Genomic DNA, 15,599 nt, shown 5'->3' on the forward strand with positions numbered 1-15,599 from the left:
GCTGCCGCAGCGGGGCCTGCATGGTTCGAGACGGCGCTTCGCGCCTCCTCACCATGAGGATCGTGGACCTTGATTTCCCCATCCGTTCCCGCAAAGTCGCGCGTCATGACAAACATGCCTTTCTTCACGCGCGACGGCGATACATTCCATCCGACGGAAGTGGCCAACGGTCCATGGGATCCGAAATCGCTGCACGGTCGCGTCATCGTCGGCCTGCTCGGCTTTGCCATCGAGGAGCGCCATTCCGGTCCCGACTTCGTGCCGGCACGGCTCACCGTCGACATGTTCCGGCTGCCGACCATCGACAAGCCGATCGAGGTGACAACGCGGCTCGTGCGCGACGGTCTGCGCATCCGTGTGGTCGAGGCGGAGTTCGTTTCCGGCGGCGTCAGCATGGCGCGCGCCTCCTGCCAGCTGCTGCGCAAGACGCAGAATCCCGACGGCAATGTCTGGTCGCCACCAAACTGGGATGCGCCGAAGCCGGCCGACATTCCCAAGCCGACCGATCCCAGGCTCGGCATGAACGGCAAATGGGCGACGCGCCCCATCGTCGGCCATATGGGCTCGCTCGGTCCGCGCCGGCTTTGGATGAGCGAGGTGCGCGAGCTCGTTGCGGGCGCCCCGATGACGCCATTCGTCCATGTCGCCACCGGCGCCGATTTCGCCAGCCCGTTTGCCAATGCCGGCGACAAGGGGCTCGGCTACATCAACAGCGACGTGACGATCTACCTGCACCGCCTGCCGGTGACGGAGTGGATCGGCTTCGAGGTGGTGAACCACCAAGCCACCGACGGCGTCGCGATCGGCGAATGCTGGCTCTATGACGAAGCGGGCCCGATCGGCACTGCGACGGTCGCAGCGCTCGCACAGCGCAAGCCGATGGTGAATCCGTCGAAGCGGTAACGCGCCTCTCTCCGTTCGTCATTCCGGGATGCGCCGTCAGGCGCAGACCCGGAATCCATCGGACCGCAGGCGAAGAGGTGAAATGGATTCCGGGTTCGCGCTTCGCGCGCCCCGGAATGACGGTTAGGTCAGATGCCGCTGCATCTCCGGCCGCGCCTTGAGCTCGGCGCCCTGCTTGGCGACGATCTTCGCAATCCGTTCCGGCGCGAATTTCAGGTCGACGAATGCCGGCGCGGTGTTGGCGACCTCATGATAGCTCGCGATCCTGCCGCCCTTCAGCGTCATGATCGCGACGCCCTCGAACATCGCCCGCGCGCCGCCTGCTTCCTGCAGTGTTGATCTGTAGCTGAAGGTATAGCGCGCATAGAGCGTGGTGCCGTCCGACACGGGGTCGTGCATGTCCCAGCGGAAGTCGGTCGCCGTGCGATAGAACCAGTCGTCGATCATCGCCGCGATGTTCTCGCGACCTTCGAAGGCGCCGTAGAACACGTCGTGATAGACGCCGTCCTCGGTGAACAGCTCGGCAAAGGCTTTGCCGTTGCGCTGCTCGACCGCATCGCAGAAGGCGCGCAGCATGGCGGTGGTGGTCATTGGATTGCCCTCCCGGTTGTTGTGCCCCCTCCCCCTTGTGGGAGAGGGCAGCTCCGCTCGTTGACACGCATTCGCTCCGGTGAGGGGTTGCCTCCGCGAATCGAGTTCGTGGAAAGAACCCCTCATCTGGCGCTTCGCACCACCTTCGCCCACAAGGGGAGAAGGAAGAAGAACAAGCTCACCCGATCTCGGCGACCGCGGCAAGGATGCGCGCAATGTCCTGCGGGCGGGAGAGGCGGTGGTCGCCGTCCTGGATCATGGTCAGCACGACGTCGTCGGCCGGCAGACGATGCGTCAGCGCGAAGGCGTGCTGCCAGGGCACGTCGGGATCCTGCGCGCCTTGCAGGATGCGGACGGGACAGCCGAGATCGATGGCGCTGCCGAGCACGAGGTGGTTGCGCCCCTCCTCGATCAGGTTCCGCGTGATCGGATAGGGCGAGCCGTCGCCATACTCCGACGGACGCAGCCAGAAGCCCTTGGTCTCGATCTCCTTCTTCACCGCGGGCGAGAAATTCTTCCACATCAGCTCTTCAGTGAAATCGGGCGCCGGCGCGATCAGCACCAGGCCCGCGAGCGAGGCTTTGTCGGCACGCTTCTTGATCTCGCGCGCGAGCAGCAGCGCCATCCAGCCGCCCATGGAGGAGCCGATCAGGATTTGCGGGCCATCGCAGAAGCGCTCGAACACCGCGACACTATCCTCGAGCCAGCTGCCGATGGTTCCCTGGGCGAAATCGCCACTGGATTCGCCGTGGCCGGAATAGTCGAACCGGACCACGGCACGGCCGCGCTCATAGGCCCAGGCATCCAACGCTATGGCCTTGCCGCCCTGCATGTCCGACTTGAATCCGCCCAGCCAGACCAGGCCCGGGCCTTTTCCAGGACGGCGTCGCACCGCGATCCTGCGTGCGGACGGCCCTTGGCCCACATCGATGAACTCAAGCGCGGCATCGGGGATTGCATCGGTCATGGAACGTTTACTCTGGCTGTGCGGTTTGAGCTGTCTGGACCTGTTCCGAAAGCACGATCGGTATCGGTATTGGTCCATTGGGACGCTTGCGGAACAGAGGCAAGGTGTCTATGTCGGTCAGCGTGCCGAGGGCCGTGACCAAAATGCCTCGCATTTGAGGGTTTTTCGCGCCTCGCACCAGCGACTTGCTTGCCGGCAAACGCATCTTCCTTCAAAATAGCCGCTTCTTTCACAACTTTGGAGAACCACCCATTCGCCGTCCTAATAAAGCTCCGCCCGCTGCCAGCAAAGACGGGCCGCGCATCAATGATGATATTCGCAATGCGCAGATCCAGCTGATCGACCAAACCGGTGAGAACAAAGGTACGGTCGAGACTGTCGTCGCCATCCGCATGGCGCAGGAAGTCGGTATGGACCTGGTCGAGATTTCGCCGAATACCAGCCCTCCCGTCTGCAAGATCATGGACTACGGGAAGTACAAGTATTCCGCCCAGAAGAAGGCCGCGGAAGCCCGCAAGCGGCAGAAGACCGTCGAGATCAAGGAGATCAAGCTCCGTCCGATGATCGACGATCACGATTACGACGTGAAGATGCGCGCGATGCAGCGGTTCTTCGAAGAGGGCGACAAGGTCAAGATCACGCTGCGCTATCGCGGCCGCGAAATGGCGCACCAGGAGATCGGCACCAAGCTTTTGGACAAGATCAAGACCGACGTCGCCGAGCTCGCCAAGGTCGAGCAGGATGCCCGGTTCGAAGGTCGCCAGGTCGTCATGGTGCTGGCGCCGCGCTGACAACAGCTCGTTAGGACTGCAAGAGTTCAACGGCCCGTCCGGATCTCCGGCGGGCCGTTTTTTTTGGGGCGAGGGTGGCGCGAAGCGCCGGGTGAGGGCTCTCTCCTCTCGGAGACTATCCCGTTGCGGAGATACCCTCTCCCCAACCCTCCCCCGCAGGCGGAGGAGGGAGCACACCGCCGTCGTGACGACTAGCTCCGCGTCGCCTGCCAGGTGCCGCTGCACTGGTCGCCGGAGATGATGCCCCTCCACGACCCGGCGCCGTTCACGCCGGCGAGGCGGCCGCCGCCGCTGGCATGGGAGGCGCCGACCGAGACCTGGACGGCCACAGCGCCGGAGCGGTTGACCCTGCCCGAGACCCGGCCGCCGCCGGCCGACGAGACGCGGTTGCCTGTGACGGTGAAGGGAACACTGTAGCCCGAGCTGCAATTGCCGCGGGTGGTGGCGAAGGTGACGTTCCAGATGCCGTCATAGCCGCCGGCGCGGGCCTCGGCCGTTGACGGCAGCGCGGCCGCGGCGAGCACGGCGACCAGCGCCAGATGGCGCGGACGGGGGAAAAGCGAAGAGAGAGATTGCGGGAAATGGGCCATTTTGGACCTGCTTCGGGCGACAAGGCTTGGACATGAAGGTAGCAACCTTCAATAGTCGGCAGGGCGGTTTCGGCGGTTCATCGTTGCCAATTGGCCCGTCCTCTGTCATAAGCCCAGCCTTCATCGCCCGGCTGATTTACGGGCTGCCGTGGCGGTGTTTCGTGCGGGTTTCGCGCTTGTTCGCAAAAACCTGAGCACAATCAACGCTCTAGACGAGCATTTTTGACGGCCAGCCGCCTTCGCGGGCGGATCTCTATGGCCATTAGGAGAGCCAAATGCCCAAGCTGAAGACCAAATCGGGCGCTAAAAAGCGCTTCAAGGTGACTGCCACCGGCAAAGTGATGCACGCCCAGCGCGGCAAGCGTCACGGCATGATCAAGCGGACGAAGAAGCAGATCCGTCAGCTCCGCGGCACCCGCGTGCTGTTCAAGACCGACGGCGACAACGTCAAGAAGTACTTCTTGCCGAACGCCTGATCGCGTCCACGATCACTGCCATGTCGCGCCGCATTCGCGCGGCGATCCGAAACCGAAGTCATCTCTGAAGGATATTCGTCATGTCTCGCGTCAAACGCGGTGTGACCGCCCACGCCAAGCACAAGAAAGTCTACAAGGCCGCCAAGGGCTTCTACGGCCGCCGCAAGAACACCATCCGCGCCGCCAAGCCGGCCGTGGAGAAGGCCCAGCAATACGCCTTCCGCGACCGCAAGCGTCGCAAGCGCACCTTCCGCGCGCTCTGGATCCAGCGCCTCAACGCTGCCGTTCGTCCGTTCGGCCTGACCTACAGCCGATTTATCGACGGCCTTGCCAAGTCGGGCATCACCGTGGACCGCAAGGTGCTGTCGGATCTCGCGATCCACGAGCCCGCCGCGTTCCAGGCGATCGCCGAGAAGGCCAAGGCCGCCCTTGCGGCGTAATACGGCCGAGGCCGCGCTGGCGGCGTAAGCCGTCCTCCGCTGTGCTCTGCGCAGCGCTCAGCTTGTGATGGCCCGGGCAGAGGCGCGTCTCGCCTCACTGCCCCGGCTTTCGTCACTTACGCAAACACTTCTCCGACGCGGAAGCCCGGCGCATCTGACGCGAAGACGCGCTTCGTGCTTTTGGGCCGGGCGTAACGGGCTAGGATCATCGGCTCAGCATCCTGGCCAAAAGGGATTGCCATGACCGATCTAGCTCAGCTCCAAGCCCGGATCATCGCCGACATCGCCGCCGCCGCCGACGAGGCCGCGCTCGAAGCGGTGCGTGTCGCAGCCCTCGGCAAGAAGGGCTCGATTTCCGCGCTGCTCGCAACGCTCGGCAAGATGTCGCCCGACGAGCGCAAGACGCAGGGCGCGGCGATCAATCAGGCCAAGGACGAGGTCACCCAGGCGCTCGCCGCACGGCGCGACGTCTTGAAGTCGGCGGCGCTCGATGCGCGGCTCGCGTCGGAAACGATCGACGTGACGCTGCCGCTGCGCGATGCGCCGACTGACGCCGGCCGCATCCATCCGCTGAGCCAGGTCTGGGACGAGCTGACCACGATCTTCGCGGACATGGGATTCTCGGTCGCCGAAGGCCCTGATATCGAGACCGACGACTACAATTTCACCAAGCTGAACTTCCCCGAGGGCCATCCCGCGCGCGAGATGCACGACACGTTCTTCTTCCATCCGAAGCAGGACGGCTCGCGCATGCTGCTGCGAACCCACACCTCGCCGGTGCAGGTGCGCACCATGCTGAGCCAGAAGCCGCCGATCCGCGTGATCTGCCCGGGCCGCACCTACCGCATCGATTCGGACGCGACCCACACGCCGCAATTCCACCAGGTCGAAGGCCTCGTCATCGACAAGCACTCGCATCTCGGCCACCTCAAATGGATCCTGCACGAGTTCTGCAAGGCGTTCTTCGAGGTCGACCACATCAACATGCGCTTCCGCCCCTCGTTCTTCCCGTTCACCGAGCCGTCGCTGGAAGTCGACATCCAGTGCCGCCGCGACAAGGGCGAGATCCGCTTCGGCGAGGGCGAGGATTGGCTCGAGATCCTGGGCTGCGGCATGGTGCATCCCAACGTGCTGCGCGCCTGCGGCATCGATCCCGACGAGTACCAGGGTTTCGCCTGGGGCATGGGCATCGACCGCATCGCCATGCTGAAATACGGCATCGCCGATTTGCGCCAGCTGTTCGAGAGCGACGTCCGCTGGCTGAGCCATTACGGCTTCAAGCCGCTGGAGGTGCCGACGCTCGCGGGGGGATTGAGCACGTGATCGGCCACACGAAAGCTCTCTCCGTTCCCTCCCCCCTTGTGGGGGAGGGTCAGGGAGGGGGGTAGCCGCGGATGCCCCACGCAGTCGTAAGCGAGCGTCAGCGCAGCCGGGCGAAACAGCTTCGCCGAGCGATGACGCGTGCCGAAACACTGCTGTGGCGCTACCTCAAGGCCAATCGCATGGATGGTGTCGGCATCCGACGTCAGACTCCGATTGGAAATTACATCGCCGATTTCGTGTGCTTCTCCTCAAAGCTCATCATTGAGCTAGATGGAGAATCCCATGATTTCGACGAACCTCAGAAGAAAGATCAGCGTCGCGACGCTTTCTTCGCAGCCGAAGGCTTTCAGATTCTGCGTTTCACCAATGAGCAGGTGATGACGAATCTCGAGGGGGTTGTTGAGGCGATCCGCCAGGCAGCTTCCGCCGGAGCCCGCGGCTCACCCCCCTCCCTGACCCTCCCCCACAAGGGGGGAGGGAACATTGACACCGACCACAGCAATTCAACCGACAAGAGCCGAGGCAAGCAGCCATGAAATTCACCCTCTCCTGGCTGAAGGATCATCTCGAGACCGACGAGCCGCTGGACAAGCTCGCCGACAAGCTCACCATGATCGGACTCGAGGTCGAGAACATCGAGGACAAGGCGAAGGCGCTGAAGCCCTTCACCATTGCGAAGGTGATCTCGGCCGAGCAGCATCCGAATGCGGACCGCCTGCGCGTCTGCATGGTCGATACCGGCGACGGCGGTGCGCCGGTGCAGGTCGTGTGCGGCGCGCCGAATGCGCGGGCGGGGCTCGTCAGCGTGTTCTCGCCGCCCGGGACCTATATTCCCGGCAAGGACATCACGCTCGGCGTCGGCACCATTCGCGGCGTCGAGAGCCGCGGCATGCTGTGCTCGGCAGCCGAGCTACAGATCTCCAACGACCATGACGGCATCATGGAATTGCCGGCGGACGCGCCAATCGGCGCGGGCTATGCCGAATGGGCCGCGCTCGGCGATCCCGTGGTCGAGATCAATCTGACGCCGAACCGCCAGGACTGCACCGGCGTGCACGGCATCGCCCGCGACCTCGCCGCGGCCGATATGGGCAAGTTCAAGGACCCCACCATCAAGCCGATCAAGGGCGAATTCCCGTGCCCGGTGAAGGTCACGGTCGAGGATGCAACGCTCTGTCCGGGCTTCGCGCTTCGCCTCGTGCGCGGCGTCAAGAACGGACCGTCGCCGGAATGGCTGCAGACGCGGCTGACCGCGATCGGCCTGCGTCCGATCAACGCGCTGGTCGACATCACCAATTTCATGACCTACGACCGCGCGCGGCCGCTGCACGTGTTCGACGCCAAGAAGGTGAAGGGCAATCTTGTCGTGCGCCGCGCCCGCGAGGGCGAGAGCCTGCTCGCGCTCGATGGCCGCACCTACGATCTGGATCCCGCCATTTGCGTGATCGCCGACGAGCACGGCGTCGAATCGCTGGCCGGCATCATGGGCGGCGAGGCCTCGGGCTGCGACGAGAACACCACTGACGTGCTGATCGAATCGGCGCTGTGGAACGAGATCAACATCGCCCAGACCGGCCGCAAGCTCGGCATCAATTCGGACGCGCGCTACCGCTTCGAGCGCGGCGTCGATCCGGCCTTCATGGTGCCGGGGCTGGAGCTCGCGACCAAGCTGGTGATGGAGATGTGCGGCGGCACGCCGTCCGAGACCGTCGTGGTCGGCAAGTCCTTCGGCGACGACCGCGTGATCGAATTCCCGGTCACCGAGGTCAAGCGTCTGTCCGGCATCGAGGTGCCGCAGGTCGAGATGAAGCGCATCCTGACCCATCTCGGCTTCATGATGGCGGGTCCGGGCCCCGTGGTGAAGGTGGCGGTGCCGTCGTGGCGCTCCGACGTGCACGGCAAGGCCGACATCGTCGAGGAGATCGTCCGCATCTTTGGCGTCGACAAGGTGCCGATGACGCCGTTCGAGCGCGGCGAGGACGCGCGCAAGCCGGTGCTGACGCCGCTTCAGCTGCGCACCCGCCGCGCCAGGCGCGCGCTCGCGAGCCGCGGCATGGTCGAAGCGGTGACCTGGTCGTTCATCACGAAGTCTGCGGCAAAGCTGTTCGGCGGCGGCCAGCGCGAGCTCGAGGTCGCCAACCCGATCGCCTCGGATCTCTCCGACATGCGGCCGACCCTGCTGGCAGGCCTGATCGCGGCAGCTCAGGCCAACGCCAATCGCGGCGTGAGCGATGTCGCGCTGTTCGAGGTCGGCCAGGTCTTCAAGGGCGACCGCCCGCAGGATCAGTTCATGGCCGCGAGCGGCGTGCGCCGCGGCTTTGCTGCAACGGAAGGCCTCGGACGGCACTGGACCGGCTCGGCGCAGGCCGATGTGTTCGACGCCAAGGCCGATGCGCTGGCCGTTCTGGCCGCGGCCGGCGCGCCGATGCAGGCGCTGCAAATCGTCGCCGGCGGACCGGGTTGGCTGCATCCCGGCCGCTCCGGCACCATCCAGATCGGGCCGCAGAACGTGCTCGGCACTTTCGGCGAAATGCACCCCAGAGCGCTCGAGGCGCTCGGCGCCGACGGCCCGCTGGTGGTGTTCGAGGTAATCCTCGACCGCATCCCCGAAGCGAAGAAGAAGCCGACCCGCGCCAAGCCCGTGATCGAGCTGTCGGCCTTCCAGCCGGTGTCGCGCGACTTCGCCTTCATCGTCGATCGCACCGTGAAGGCCGGCGACATCGTGCGTGCTGCGCTCGGTGTGGACAAGAAGCTGATCACCGGCGTGAACGTCTTCGACGTCTACGAGGGCAAGGGCATCGACGATGGCAAGAAGTCGATCGCGATCGCGGTGACGATCCAGCCGCGCGAGAAGACGCTGACAGACCAGGAGATCGAGGCCGTGGCCGCCAAGATCGTGGCCGAGGTCACGAAGAAGACCGGCGGCACGTTGCGGGGATGACAGCCGCGGACTTCCTGCCGAAGGACGTCAGCCTTACTGTTGCGATGGCGCTTTGCGCCGTCGCCTTCGTTTCCGGCACCGCGCGCGGTTTCTCCGGCTTCGGCTCGGCGCTGATCTTCATGCCGCTCGCGAGCAGCGTGGCGGCGCCGCGGCTGGTCGCGGCCCTGCTGCTCGTGATCGATTTCGTCGCAGCCGCACCGCTGCTGCCCGATGCCTGGCGCAAGGCCGATCGCAAGGCCACTGCCGTGATCGTGCTGGGCGCGCTGGTCGGCGTTCCCCTTGGCACCTATTTCCTCAGCGTGCTCGAACCCGTCACCACGCGCTGGATCATCTCCGGCTTCGTCGCCGCGCTATTGCTCCTGCTGCTGTCCGGCTGGCGCTACCGCGGCAGGGACCACGCCTGGCTCTCGGTCGGCATCGGCGGCCTCTCCGGCTTCTGCAGCGGCCTCGCGCAGACCGGCGGGCCGCCGATCGTCGGCTACTGGCTCGGCCGCCCGATCGCGCCGATCGTCGCGCGCGCCAACATCGTGCTGTTCTTCGGCGCGTCGGATTTCTTCTCGATGATCAGTTACGCGACCACCGGCCTGATCAGCCGCGAGTCGCTGGTGCTGTCGCTGGTCGTCGGCCCGGTCTATGCGCTCGGCGTCGCGTTCGGCGCCTCGCTGTTCGGCCGCGCCAGCGAAAAGGTGTTTCGCGGCATCTGCTATGCGCTGATCGCGATGGCGGTGATCTTTGGATTGCCGGCGTTGGACGGGGTGTTGCGCCGAGATTGAGCGGGATGCGCTGAGATCGAATTGAGTTCGGTCAAGAGCAGCGCTCTTTCCGTTCCCTCCCCCCTTATGGGGGAGGGGCAGGGAGGGGGTGCCACACGGGGATTCTCTGCGTCGCGCACCTCGCCCTTAGCGCATCATCGCAATCGGCACCTTTTGCTGAGCTACCCCCCTCCCTAGCCCTCCCCCACAAGGTGGGAGGGAACGCACCTATTTCGGGGCGTCGATCGAGCTTGAGCCATCGCCCTCGAGTTCTTGCCGCTACTGCGGCCTTACGCGCCGCTTCTTCGTCGACTGTGTCGGCACGTCGGCGGGCTCGTCCTTGAGCGCGCCGATCTTGCGCAGGGCGGCGTCCGCGGCGCGTTCGCCGCTTTCCCAGGCGCCGTCGACGGTGCCCCATAGCGTCTCATGGGTGGCTTCGCCGGCGAGGAACATGTTGCCGATCGGCTCGGCCAGGACCTTTCGCGAGAGCTGTCCGCCGGGTGAGGCCGCCGACATCGCGCCCATCACGTAGGGCGAGGCGTTCCAGCGCGTAGCGCTGGTCTTCTGCACGGCGGAAGCGGCCTCGCTGCCGAACAGCTTGGTGATCCATTCCCGGGCAAAGGCAGCCATCGCCTTCTCGCCCTGCTCGGACAGATCGCGGCCGAACGCGCCGCAGACGTCGATGGAGCAGAGCGAGGAGCCGCCGATATTGGCGAACATCAGCGCCGTGCGCGTCGAGTTGCTCTGCTCGATGAGGATATCGTCGCGCGACAGGCCGAGCGGATTGCCCGGCAATTGCAGCATGATGCGATCGTAGCTGCCGAGGCCGAGCTTGGCGGCCGCATCCAGCGTGCGCTTGGGAATGTCGGGCGCGAACTTGATCGCGCCTGATGTCAGCACGTTGGTCGAGACCGTGACGATGGCGGCACGCGCGGCGATCTTGCCGGCTGGCGTCTCCACGCTGACGTCGCGGTTGCTCCAGGCGATGCGGCTCGCCGGCGTCGACAGCACCACCGGCGCCTGCTCGCCCAGTTTCGCAATCAGCGTGCCGAGGCCCTGACGGCAGGCGATCGCCGCGTTACGGTCCTGCGCGCGCCCTTTGTCGATCGCGGACAGCTCCTTCAGGTCCTTGCCGGCAAAGCTAGGGCCCAGCAGGAACTCGGCCGCGCCCGCCCAGTCACCGAGATCCTTCGGCAGCACCGACGCGCAAGAGGTATCCAGCTTGGCGCGCGCGGCCTCGTCGATGGCGCGGTTGGCGCGCACCAGCGCCGCCAGAAACTGCTCGGTCTCGCCGGCGCGTGCGTTGCGGCGGCCGATGCGCATCTTCTGGCCGGAGGGCGCGGGCAGCACGTCCAGCCCGACGCTGCGCGCCAGCCGGATCATCGGATTGGTGTCGGGATTGTGCATCCAGCGCGCACCGCGGTCGAACGGCGTGTCGAAGGTCGTGCTGTCGGTGAGACAGCGGCCGCCGATCTGGGGCGCCGCTTCCAACACGACCACCTTGCGGCCAGTCGCCATGATGCGCCGCGCCGCGGCAATTCCCGCAGCGCCCGCGCCGATCACGACGATGTCGGCCTCGCGCGGCGCGTTAGCAGCGTTTGCGCGCGGGGCCGGCATCGCAGCGAGAGCCGCCGACGCGATGAGGAAACCGCGGCGCGTGATTGTCATGTCATGGTTTCCGAGGGCTTGCGGCGGAGAGGAACAGTCAGCGAACCTTGCCGCATCTGATGTTGCACGGCAACCATCATGGTGAATCAATCGTGCTTGACCTCACGAACTGATGAACCGAATTGCAACACGTTTCGACCATGATAGAGAAGGAAAAAAGACGGCCGGCAAAGGCCGTGGGGGGAGTTTGAAATGGGGACGGTCCTAGATTCGGTCGGCAAGCTGATTGCCGCGTACCTCTCCAAGGAGGTGCCGGGCTACGAGCCGTTCACGCCGAGCGACCCCGAGCATCTGCGCGGCGTCATCGAGCCCGGCGACGTGCTGCTGGTCGAGGGCAACAACCGTATCTCCGGCATCATCAAATATCTGACGCAGTCGACCTGGTCGCATGCCGCGCTCTATGTCGGCCCGGTCGAGGGCGCCGAGGAGCCCGACGGTGAGCCGCACGTGCTGATCGAGGCCAACATCGGCGAAGGCGTCACCTCGGCGCCGCTCTCGAAATATTTCCCGTATCATACCCGCCTCTGCCGCCCGGTCGGGCTGTCCTACGAGGACCGCACCACGGTCTGCCGCTATGCGATCAACCGCATCGGCTTCGGCTACGACACCAAGAACATCATCGATCTCATGCGCTACCTGTTCCCGCTGCCGGTCCCGCAGCGCTGGCGCCGGCGCATGATCGCAATCGGCTCGGGCGATCCGACCAAGATCATCTGCTCGGCGCTGATCGCGCAGGCGTTCGACGCAGTGCGCTACCCGATCCTGCCGAAGATCACCAAGGCCGGCAGCCGCGCCGCGCGCCGCGAGATCCTGCACATCCGCGATTCCTCGCTCTACATGCCCCGCGACTTCGACATCTCGCCCTATTTCGAAGTCGTCAAACCCACCATCGTGCACGGGTTCGACTACACAGCCTTGCACTGGGCCGACAAGCAGAAGCCGCTCGAGGAGGTGGCGGGCACGTTCAGTGTGTTTCCAGAAACGCTCCGTGCGCCGCCGCTCGTTCCTGAAGCGATTGACCAAGAGGCGTCGCCTGAAGTTCCGGCTGAAGAAGTGAGTGCGCAGGCTGCGGGGATGAGCGCCACGTTCTGCGAGCATTTCGTGCAGCTGAGCGAACTCGCGAGGGTTCGCGCGCGGTCGCAGGAGATGACGGCTTAGATTCGCCGTCTCGTAGAGTGGGCAAAGGCGCGAAGCGCGGCCCCACGACAGGCTCCGCGGAGCAATCCAGACGGTTACCACGGTGACTGTCTGGATTGCTTCTTCGCAAGAGCTCCTCGCAATGACGGTGGAGAGAGCGCGCGTTACCGCTCCGCCCGGCCGATCACCGCCATCAGCTCCGCGATCTTCGCGCGCTGGTCGGTCTTGTCGCCGCTCGCGATGGCGTGCTCGACGCAATGGGCGACGTGGTCCTTCAGGACTTCCTCCTCGACACGGCGCAGTGCGGCGCGCACCGCCGAGATCTGCGTGACGATGTCGATGCAGTAGCGGTCTTCCTCTACCATTTTCGAGAGGCCACGAACCTGGCCCTCGATCCGGCCGAGACGTTTTCCGACAGATGCCTTGATGTCCTTGCGCATGGGGTCTATATACCCGTACCGGGTATGGGTTGCAAGTCCAGGTATGGGACCAGACGCAAAGGCCGGAACATGGCAATAAACAACAACGAGCACGAGCATCGTCACGGCGCGCAAACGCATTCCGGGTGCGGCTGTTCCACGAAAGCTGCAGCGGCGGCCAAGCCCGAGGCTTCCTCGTGCTGCGGCGGTCATGCCGGCCACGACCATCACTACGGCCACGATCACGGTGACGCCGCGACCAAGGTGAAGGATCCCGTCTGCGGCATGAGCGTCGATCCCGCGACCTCGAAGCATCGCTTCGAGCATCACGGCGAGACCTTCCATTTCTGCTCGGCCGGCTGCCGCACCAAGTTCGCCGCCGATCCCGCGAAATATCTCGCCAAGGACAAGGCGCCCGAACCGGAGATGCCCGCGGGCACGATCTACACCTGCCCCATGCACCCGCAGATCCGCCAGGTCGGTCCGGGCACCTGCCCGATCTGCGGCATGGCGCTGGAGCCTGAGGTCGCAAGCCTGGAGACCGGTCCCAATCCCGAGCTTGCCGACATGACGCGGCGGTTCTGGATCGGCGGCGTGCTGTCGCTGCCACCTGTCGTGCTGGAGATGGGCGGCCATCTCGCAGGCCCCCATAGCTGGATCGATCAGACGCTGTCGAACTGGATCCAGCTCGTCTTCGCAACGCCCGTGGTGCTGTGGGCCGGCTGGCCGTTCTTCGTCCGCGGCTGGCAATCGCTGCTGACGCGTAACCTCAACATGTTCACGCTGATCGCGATGGGCACCGGCGTAGCCTATATCTACAGCGTCCTCGGCACGGTCGCGCCGCAGATCTTCCCCGCCACCTTCCGCGGTCATGAAGGCGCAGTCGCGGTCTATTTCGAGGCGGCCGCGGTCATCACCGTGCTGGTGCTGCTCGGCCAGGTGCTGGAGCTGCGCGCACGCGATGCGACCTCTGGCGCAATCAAGGCGCTATTGCAACTTGCGCCGAAGACCGCGCGCCGCGTCGATGCCGATGGCAGCGAGCACGAGGTCGAGATCGATACCCTCCATGCCGGCGATTGCCTGCGCGTTCGCCCCGGTGAGAAGGTGCCGGTCGACGGTGTCATTCTCGAGGGCCGCTCCTCGCTCGACGAGTCGCTGGTCACCGGCGAATCCATGCCGGTCACCAAGGAAACCGGCGCCAAGGTCATCGCCGGCACGCTGAACCAGTCGGGCAGCTTCATCATGCGCGCCGACAAGGTCGGGCGCGAGACGCTGCTGTCGCAAATCGTGCAGATGGTCGCGGATGCGCAGCGTTCGCGGGCGCCGATCCAGCGCCTGGCCGATCAGGTCGCGGGCTGGTTCGTGCCGGCCGTGATCGTCGTCGCGATTGCCGCCTTTGCCGCCTGGGCCTGGTTCGGACCGGAGCCGCGGCTCGCCTTCGGCCTCGTCGCCGCGGTCAGCGTGCTGATCATCGCGTGCCCCTGCGCGCTCGGACTTGCGACCCCGATGTCGATCATGGTCGGCGTCGGCCGCGGTGCGCAAGGCGGCGTGCTGATCAAGAACGCCGAGGCACTGGAGCGGATGGAAAAAATCGACACGCTGGTGGTCGACAAGACAGGCACGCTGACCGAGGGCAAGCCCAAGGTGGTGACGATCGTACCGGCTTCCGGCTTTGCGGAAGACGATATCCTCCGCCTGGCGGCCACCGTCGAACGCGCCAGCGAGCATCCCCTGGCGGACGCCATCGTGCGCGCGGCCAAGGAGAAGCAGCTCACGCTCGGCCAGGTCGAGCAGTTCGATTCGCCGACGGGCAAGGGCGCGACCGGCAAGGTCGACGGCAAGACCGTCGTGCTCGGCAATGCAAGATACCTGACGTCGATCGGCATCAACACCAAGCCGCTCGATGCCGAGGCCGAACGGCTGCGCGGCGACGGCGCCACCGTGATCAACATGGCGGTCGATGGCCGGCTGGCCGGCCTGTTCGCGATCGCCGATCCGGTCAAGGCCTCGACCCCCGAGGCGCTGCAGGCGCTCGCGGCCGAAGGCATCAAGGTGATCATGCTGACGGGCGACAACCGCACCACGGCGGAAGCGGTGGCGCGCCGGCTCGGCATCGCCGATGTCGAGGCCGAGGTGCTGCCGGATCAGAAGAGCGCGGTGGTGACCAAGCTGCAAAAAGCCGGCCGTATCGTCGCGATGGCCGGCGACGGCGTCAACGACGCCCCGGCGCTGGCCGCTGCCGAGGTCGGCATCGCCATGGGCACCGGCACGGACGTCGCGATGGAGAGCGCCGGGGTCACCCTGCTGAAGGGCGATCTCGTCGGCATCGTCCGGGCGCGAAAACTGTCGCAGGCGACCATGAGCAACATCCGTCAAAACCTGTTCTTCGCCTTCATCTACAATGCCGCCGGCATCCCGATCGCGGCCGGCATTCTCTATCCGGCGTTTGGCCTGTTGCTCTCGCCGATCATCGCGGCGGCCGCGATGGCGCTGTCCTCGGTCAGCGTGGTCGGCAATGCGCTGCGCTTGCGCGCGACGCGGCTGTGAGGACACCGTGCGGCCCGGATTGCGCTCTGCGCCATCCCGGCTACGGTTCGCGGG

At 65.6% G+C, this 15,599-nt stretch carries 15 protein-coding genes; 10 read left to right on the top strand and 5 right to left on the bottom strand.

Features of this window, described 5'->3' with window-relative positions; genetic code table 11:
* Nucleotides 1-105 precede the first annotated feature (105 nt).
* Complete coding sequence (locus P6U31_RS00610) at nt 106-903, top strand: acyl-CoA thioesterase domain-containing protein (RefSeq protein ID WP_407186383.1); 798 nt, start codon at nt 106-108, stop codon at nt 901-903.
* Between the two features lie 123 nt (nt 904-1,026).
* Here P6U31_RS00610 and P6U31_RS00615 read toward each other — a convergent pair whose 3' ends face one another.
* Together P6U31_RS00615 and P6U31_RS00620 are read right to left on the bottom strand one after the other, a co-directional pair.
* Complete coding sequence (locus tag P6U31_RS00615; protein WP_407186384.1) at nt 1,027-1,494, bottom strand: nuclear transport factor 2 family protein; 468 nt, start codon at nt 1,492-1,494, stop codon at nt 1,027-1,029.
* 178 nt (nt 1,495-1,672) lie between these two features.
* Entirely contained in the window at nt 1,673-2,461 is a 789-nt protein-coding gene (locus P6U31_RS00620) for an alpha/beta hydrolase (RefSeq protein WP_407186385.1), read from the bottom strand.
* Nucleotides 2,462-2,712: 251 nt separating this feature from the next.
* On the opposite strand from P6U31_RS00620, the gene infC reads away from it, so the two are divergent.
* Nucleotides 2,713-3,252 carry a translation initiation factor IF-3 gene (gene infC / locus P6U31_RS00625; protein WP_027574769.1) on the top strand — a complete coding sequence of 180 codons (540 nt, stop codon included), beginning with the start codon at nt 2,713-2,715 and terminating at the stop codon, nt 3,250-3,252.
* A gap of 191 nt (nt 3,253-3,443) precedes the next feature.
* On the opposite strand, the gene P6U31_RS00630 is transcribed toward infC, so the two are convergent.
* Nucleotides 3,444-3,842 (bottom strand): hypothetical protein, encoded by a 399-nt coding sequence (locus P6U31_RS00630; protein ID WP_407186386.1) that lies wholly within the window; start codon nt 3,840-3,842, stop codon nt 3,444-3,446.
* 275 nt (nt 3,843-4,117) lie between these two features.
* Here P6U31_RS00630 and rpmI point away from each other — a divergent pair, with 275 nt between their 5' ends.
* From rpmI to P6U31_RS00660, 6 genes are all read left to right on the top strand, one after another.
* Entirely contained in the window at nt 4,118-4,318 is a 201-nt protein-coding gene (gene rpmI / locus P6U31_RS00635) for a 50S ribosomal protein L35 (protein WP_008539890.1), read from the top strand.
* 80 nt (nt 4,319-4,398) lie between these two features.
* Nucleotides 4,399-4,758 (top strand): 50S ribosomal protein L20, encoded by a 360-nt coding sequence (rplT, locus tag P6U31_RS00640; RefSeq protein ID WP_128928695.1) that lies wholly within the window; start codon nt 4,399-4,401, stop codon nt 4,756-4,758.
* Nucleotides 4,759-4,998: 240 nt separating this feature from the next.
* Nucleotides 4,999-6,081 (top strand): phenylalanine--tRNA ligase subunit alpha, encoded by a 1,083-nt coding sequence (gene pheS / locus P6U31_RS00645; protein WP_407186387.1) that lies wholly within the window; start codon nt 4,999-5,001, stop codon nt 6,079-6,081.
* Between the two features lie 71 nt (nt 6,082-6,152).
* Complete coding sequence (locus P6U31_RS00650) at nt 6,153-6,617, top strand: endonuclease domain-containing protein (protein ID WP_407186388.1); 465 nt, start codon at nt 6,153-6,155, stop codon at nt 6,615-6,617.
* On the top strand, nt 6,614-9,022 hold the full coding sequence (pheT, locus tag P6U31_RS00655) for a phenylalanine--tRNA ligase subunit beta (protein WP_407186389.1): 2,409 nt from the start codon (nt 6,614-6,616) through the stop codon (nt 9,020-9,022). The genes P6U31_RS00650 and pheT overlap by 4 nt, the downstream gene beginning before the upstream one ends.
* A complete protein-coding gene (locus P6U31_RS00660; RefSeq protein ID WP_407186390.1) occupies nt 9,019-9,795 on the top strand; it encodes a sulfite exporter TauE/SafE family protein in 777 nt (258 codons plus the stop codon). Before pheT ends, P6U31_RS00660 begins: the two co-directional genes overlap by 4 nt.
* Nucleotides 9,796-10,053: 258 nt before the next feature.
* On the opposite strand, the gene P6U31_RS00665 is transcribed toward P6U31_RS00660, so the two are convergent.
* Complete coding sequence (locus tag P6U31_RS00665; protein WP_407186391.1) at nt 10,054-11,442, bottom strand: flavin monoamine oxidase family protein; 1,389 nt, start codon at nt 11,440-11,442, stop codon at nt 10,054-10,056.
* 192 nt (nt 11,443-11,634) lie between these two features.
* On the opposite strand from P6U31_RS00665, the gene P6U31_RS00670 reads away from it, so the two are divergent.
* The gene (locus tag P6U31_RS00670) at nt 11,635-12,600 is read left to right on the top strand and encodes a YiiX/YebB-like N1pC/P60 family cysteine hydrolase (RefSeq protein WP_407186392.1); all 966 of its coding nucleotides are present in this window, start codon (nt 11,635-11,637) and stop codon (nt 12,598-12,600) included.
* A 143-nt stretch (nt 12,601-12,743) separates the two neighbouring features.
* Here P6U31_RS00670 and P6U31_RS00675 read toward each other — a convergent pair whose 3' ends face one another.
* A complete protein-coding gene (locus P6U31_RS00675; RefSeq protein WP_407186393.1) occupies nt 12,744-13,019 on the bottom strand; it encodes a metal-sensitive transcriptional regulator in 276 nt (91 codons plus the stop codon).
* Between the two features lie 69 nt (nt 13,020-13,088).
* On the opposite strand from P6U31_RS00675, the gene P6U31_RS00680 reads away from it, so the two are divergent.
* Nucleotides 13,089-15,545 carry a heavy metal translocating P-type ATPase gene (locus P6U31_RS00680; protein ID WP_407186394.1) on the top strand — a complete coding sequence of 819 codons (2,457 nt, stop codon included), beginning with the start codon at nt 13,089-13,091 and terminating at the stop codon, nt 15,543-15,545.
* Nucleotides 15,546-15,599 lie beyond the last annotated feature (54 nt).

Origin of the sequence: Bradyrhizobium centrosematis, from assembly GCF_045571495.1 — a bacterium.
GTDB classification, from domain to species: domain Bacteria; phylum Pseudomonadota; class Alphaproteobacteria; order Rhizobiales; family Xanthobacteraceae; genus Bradyrhizobium; species Bradyrhizobium centrosematis.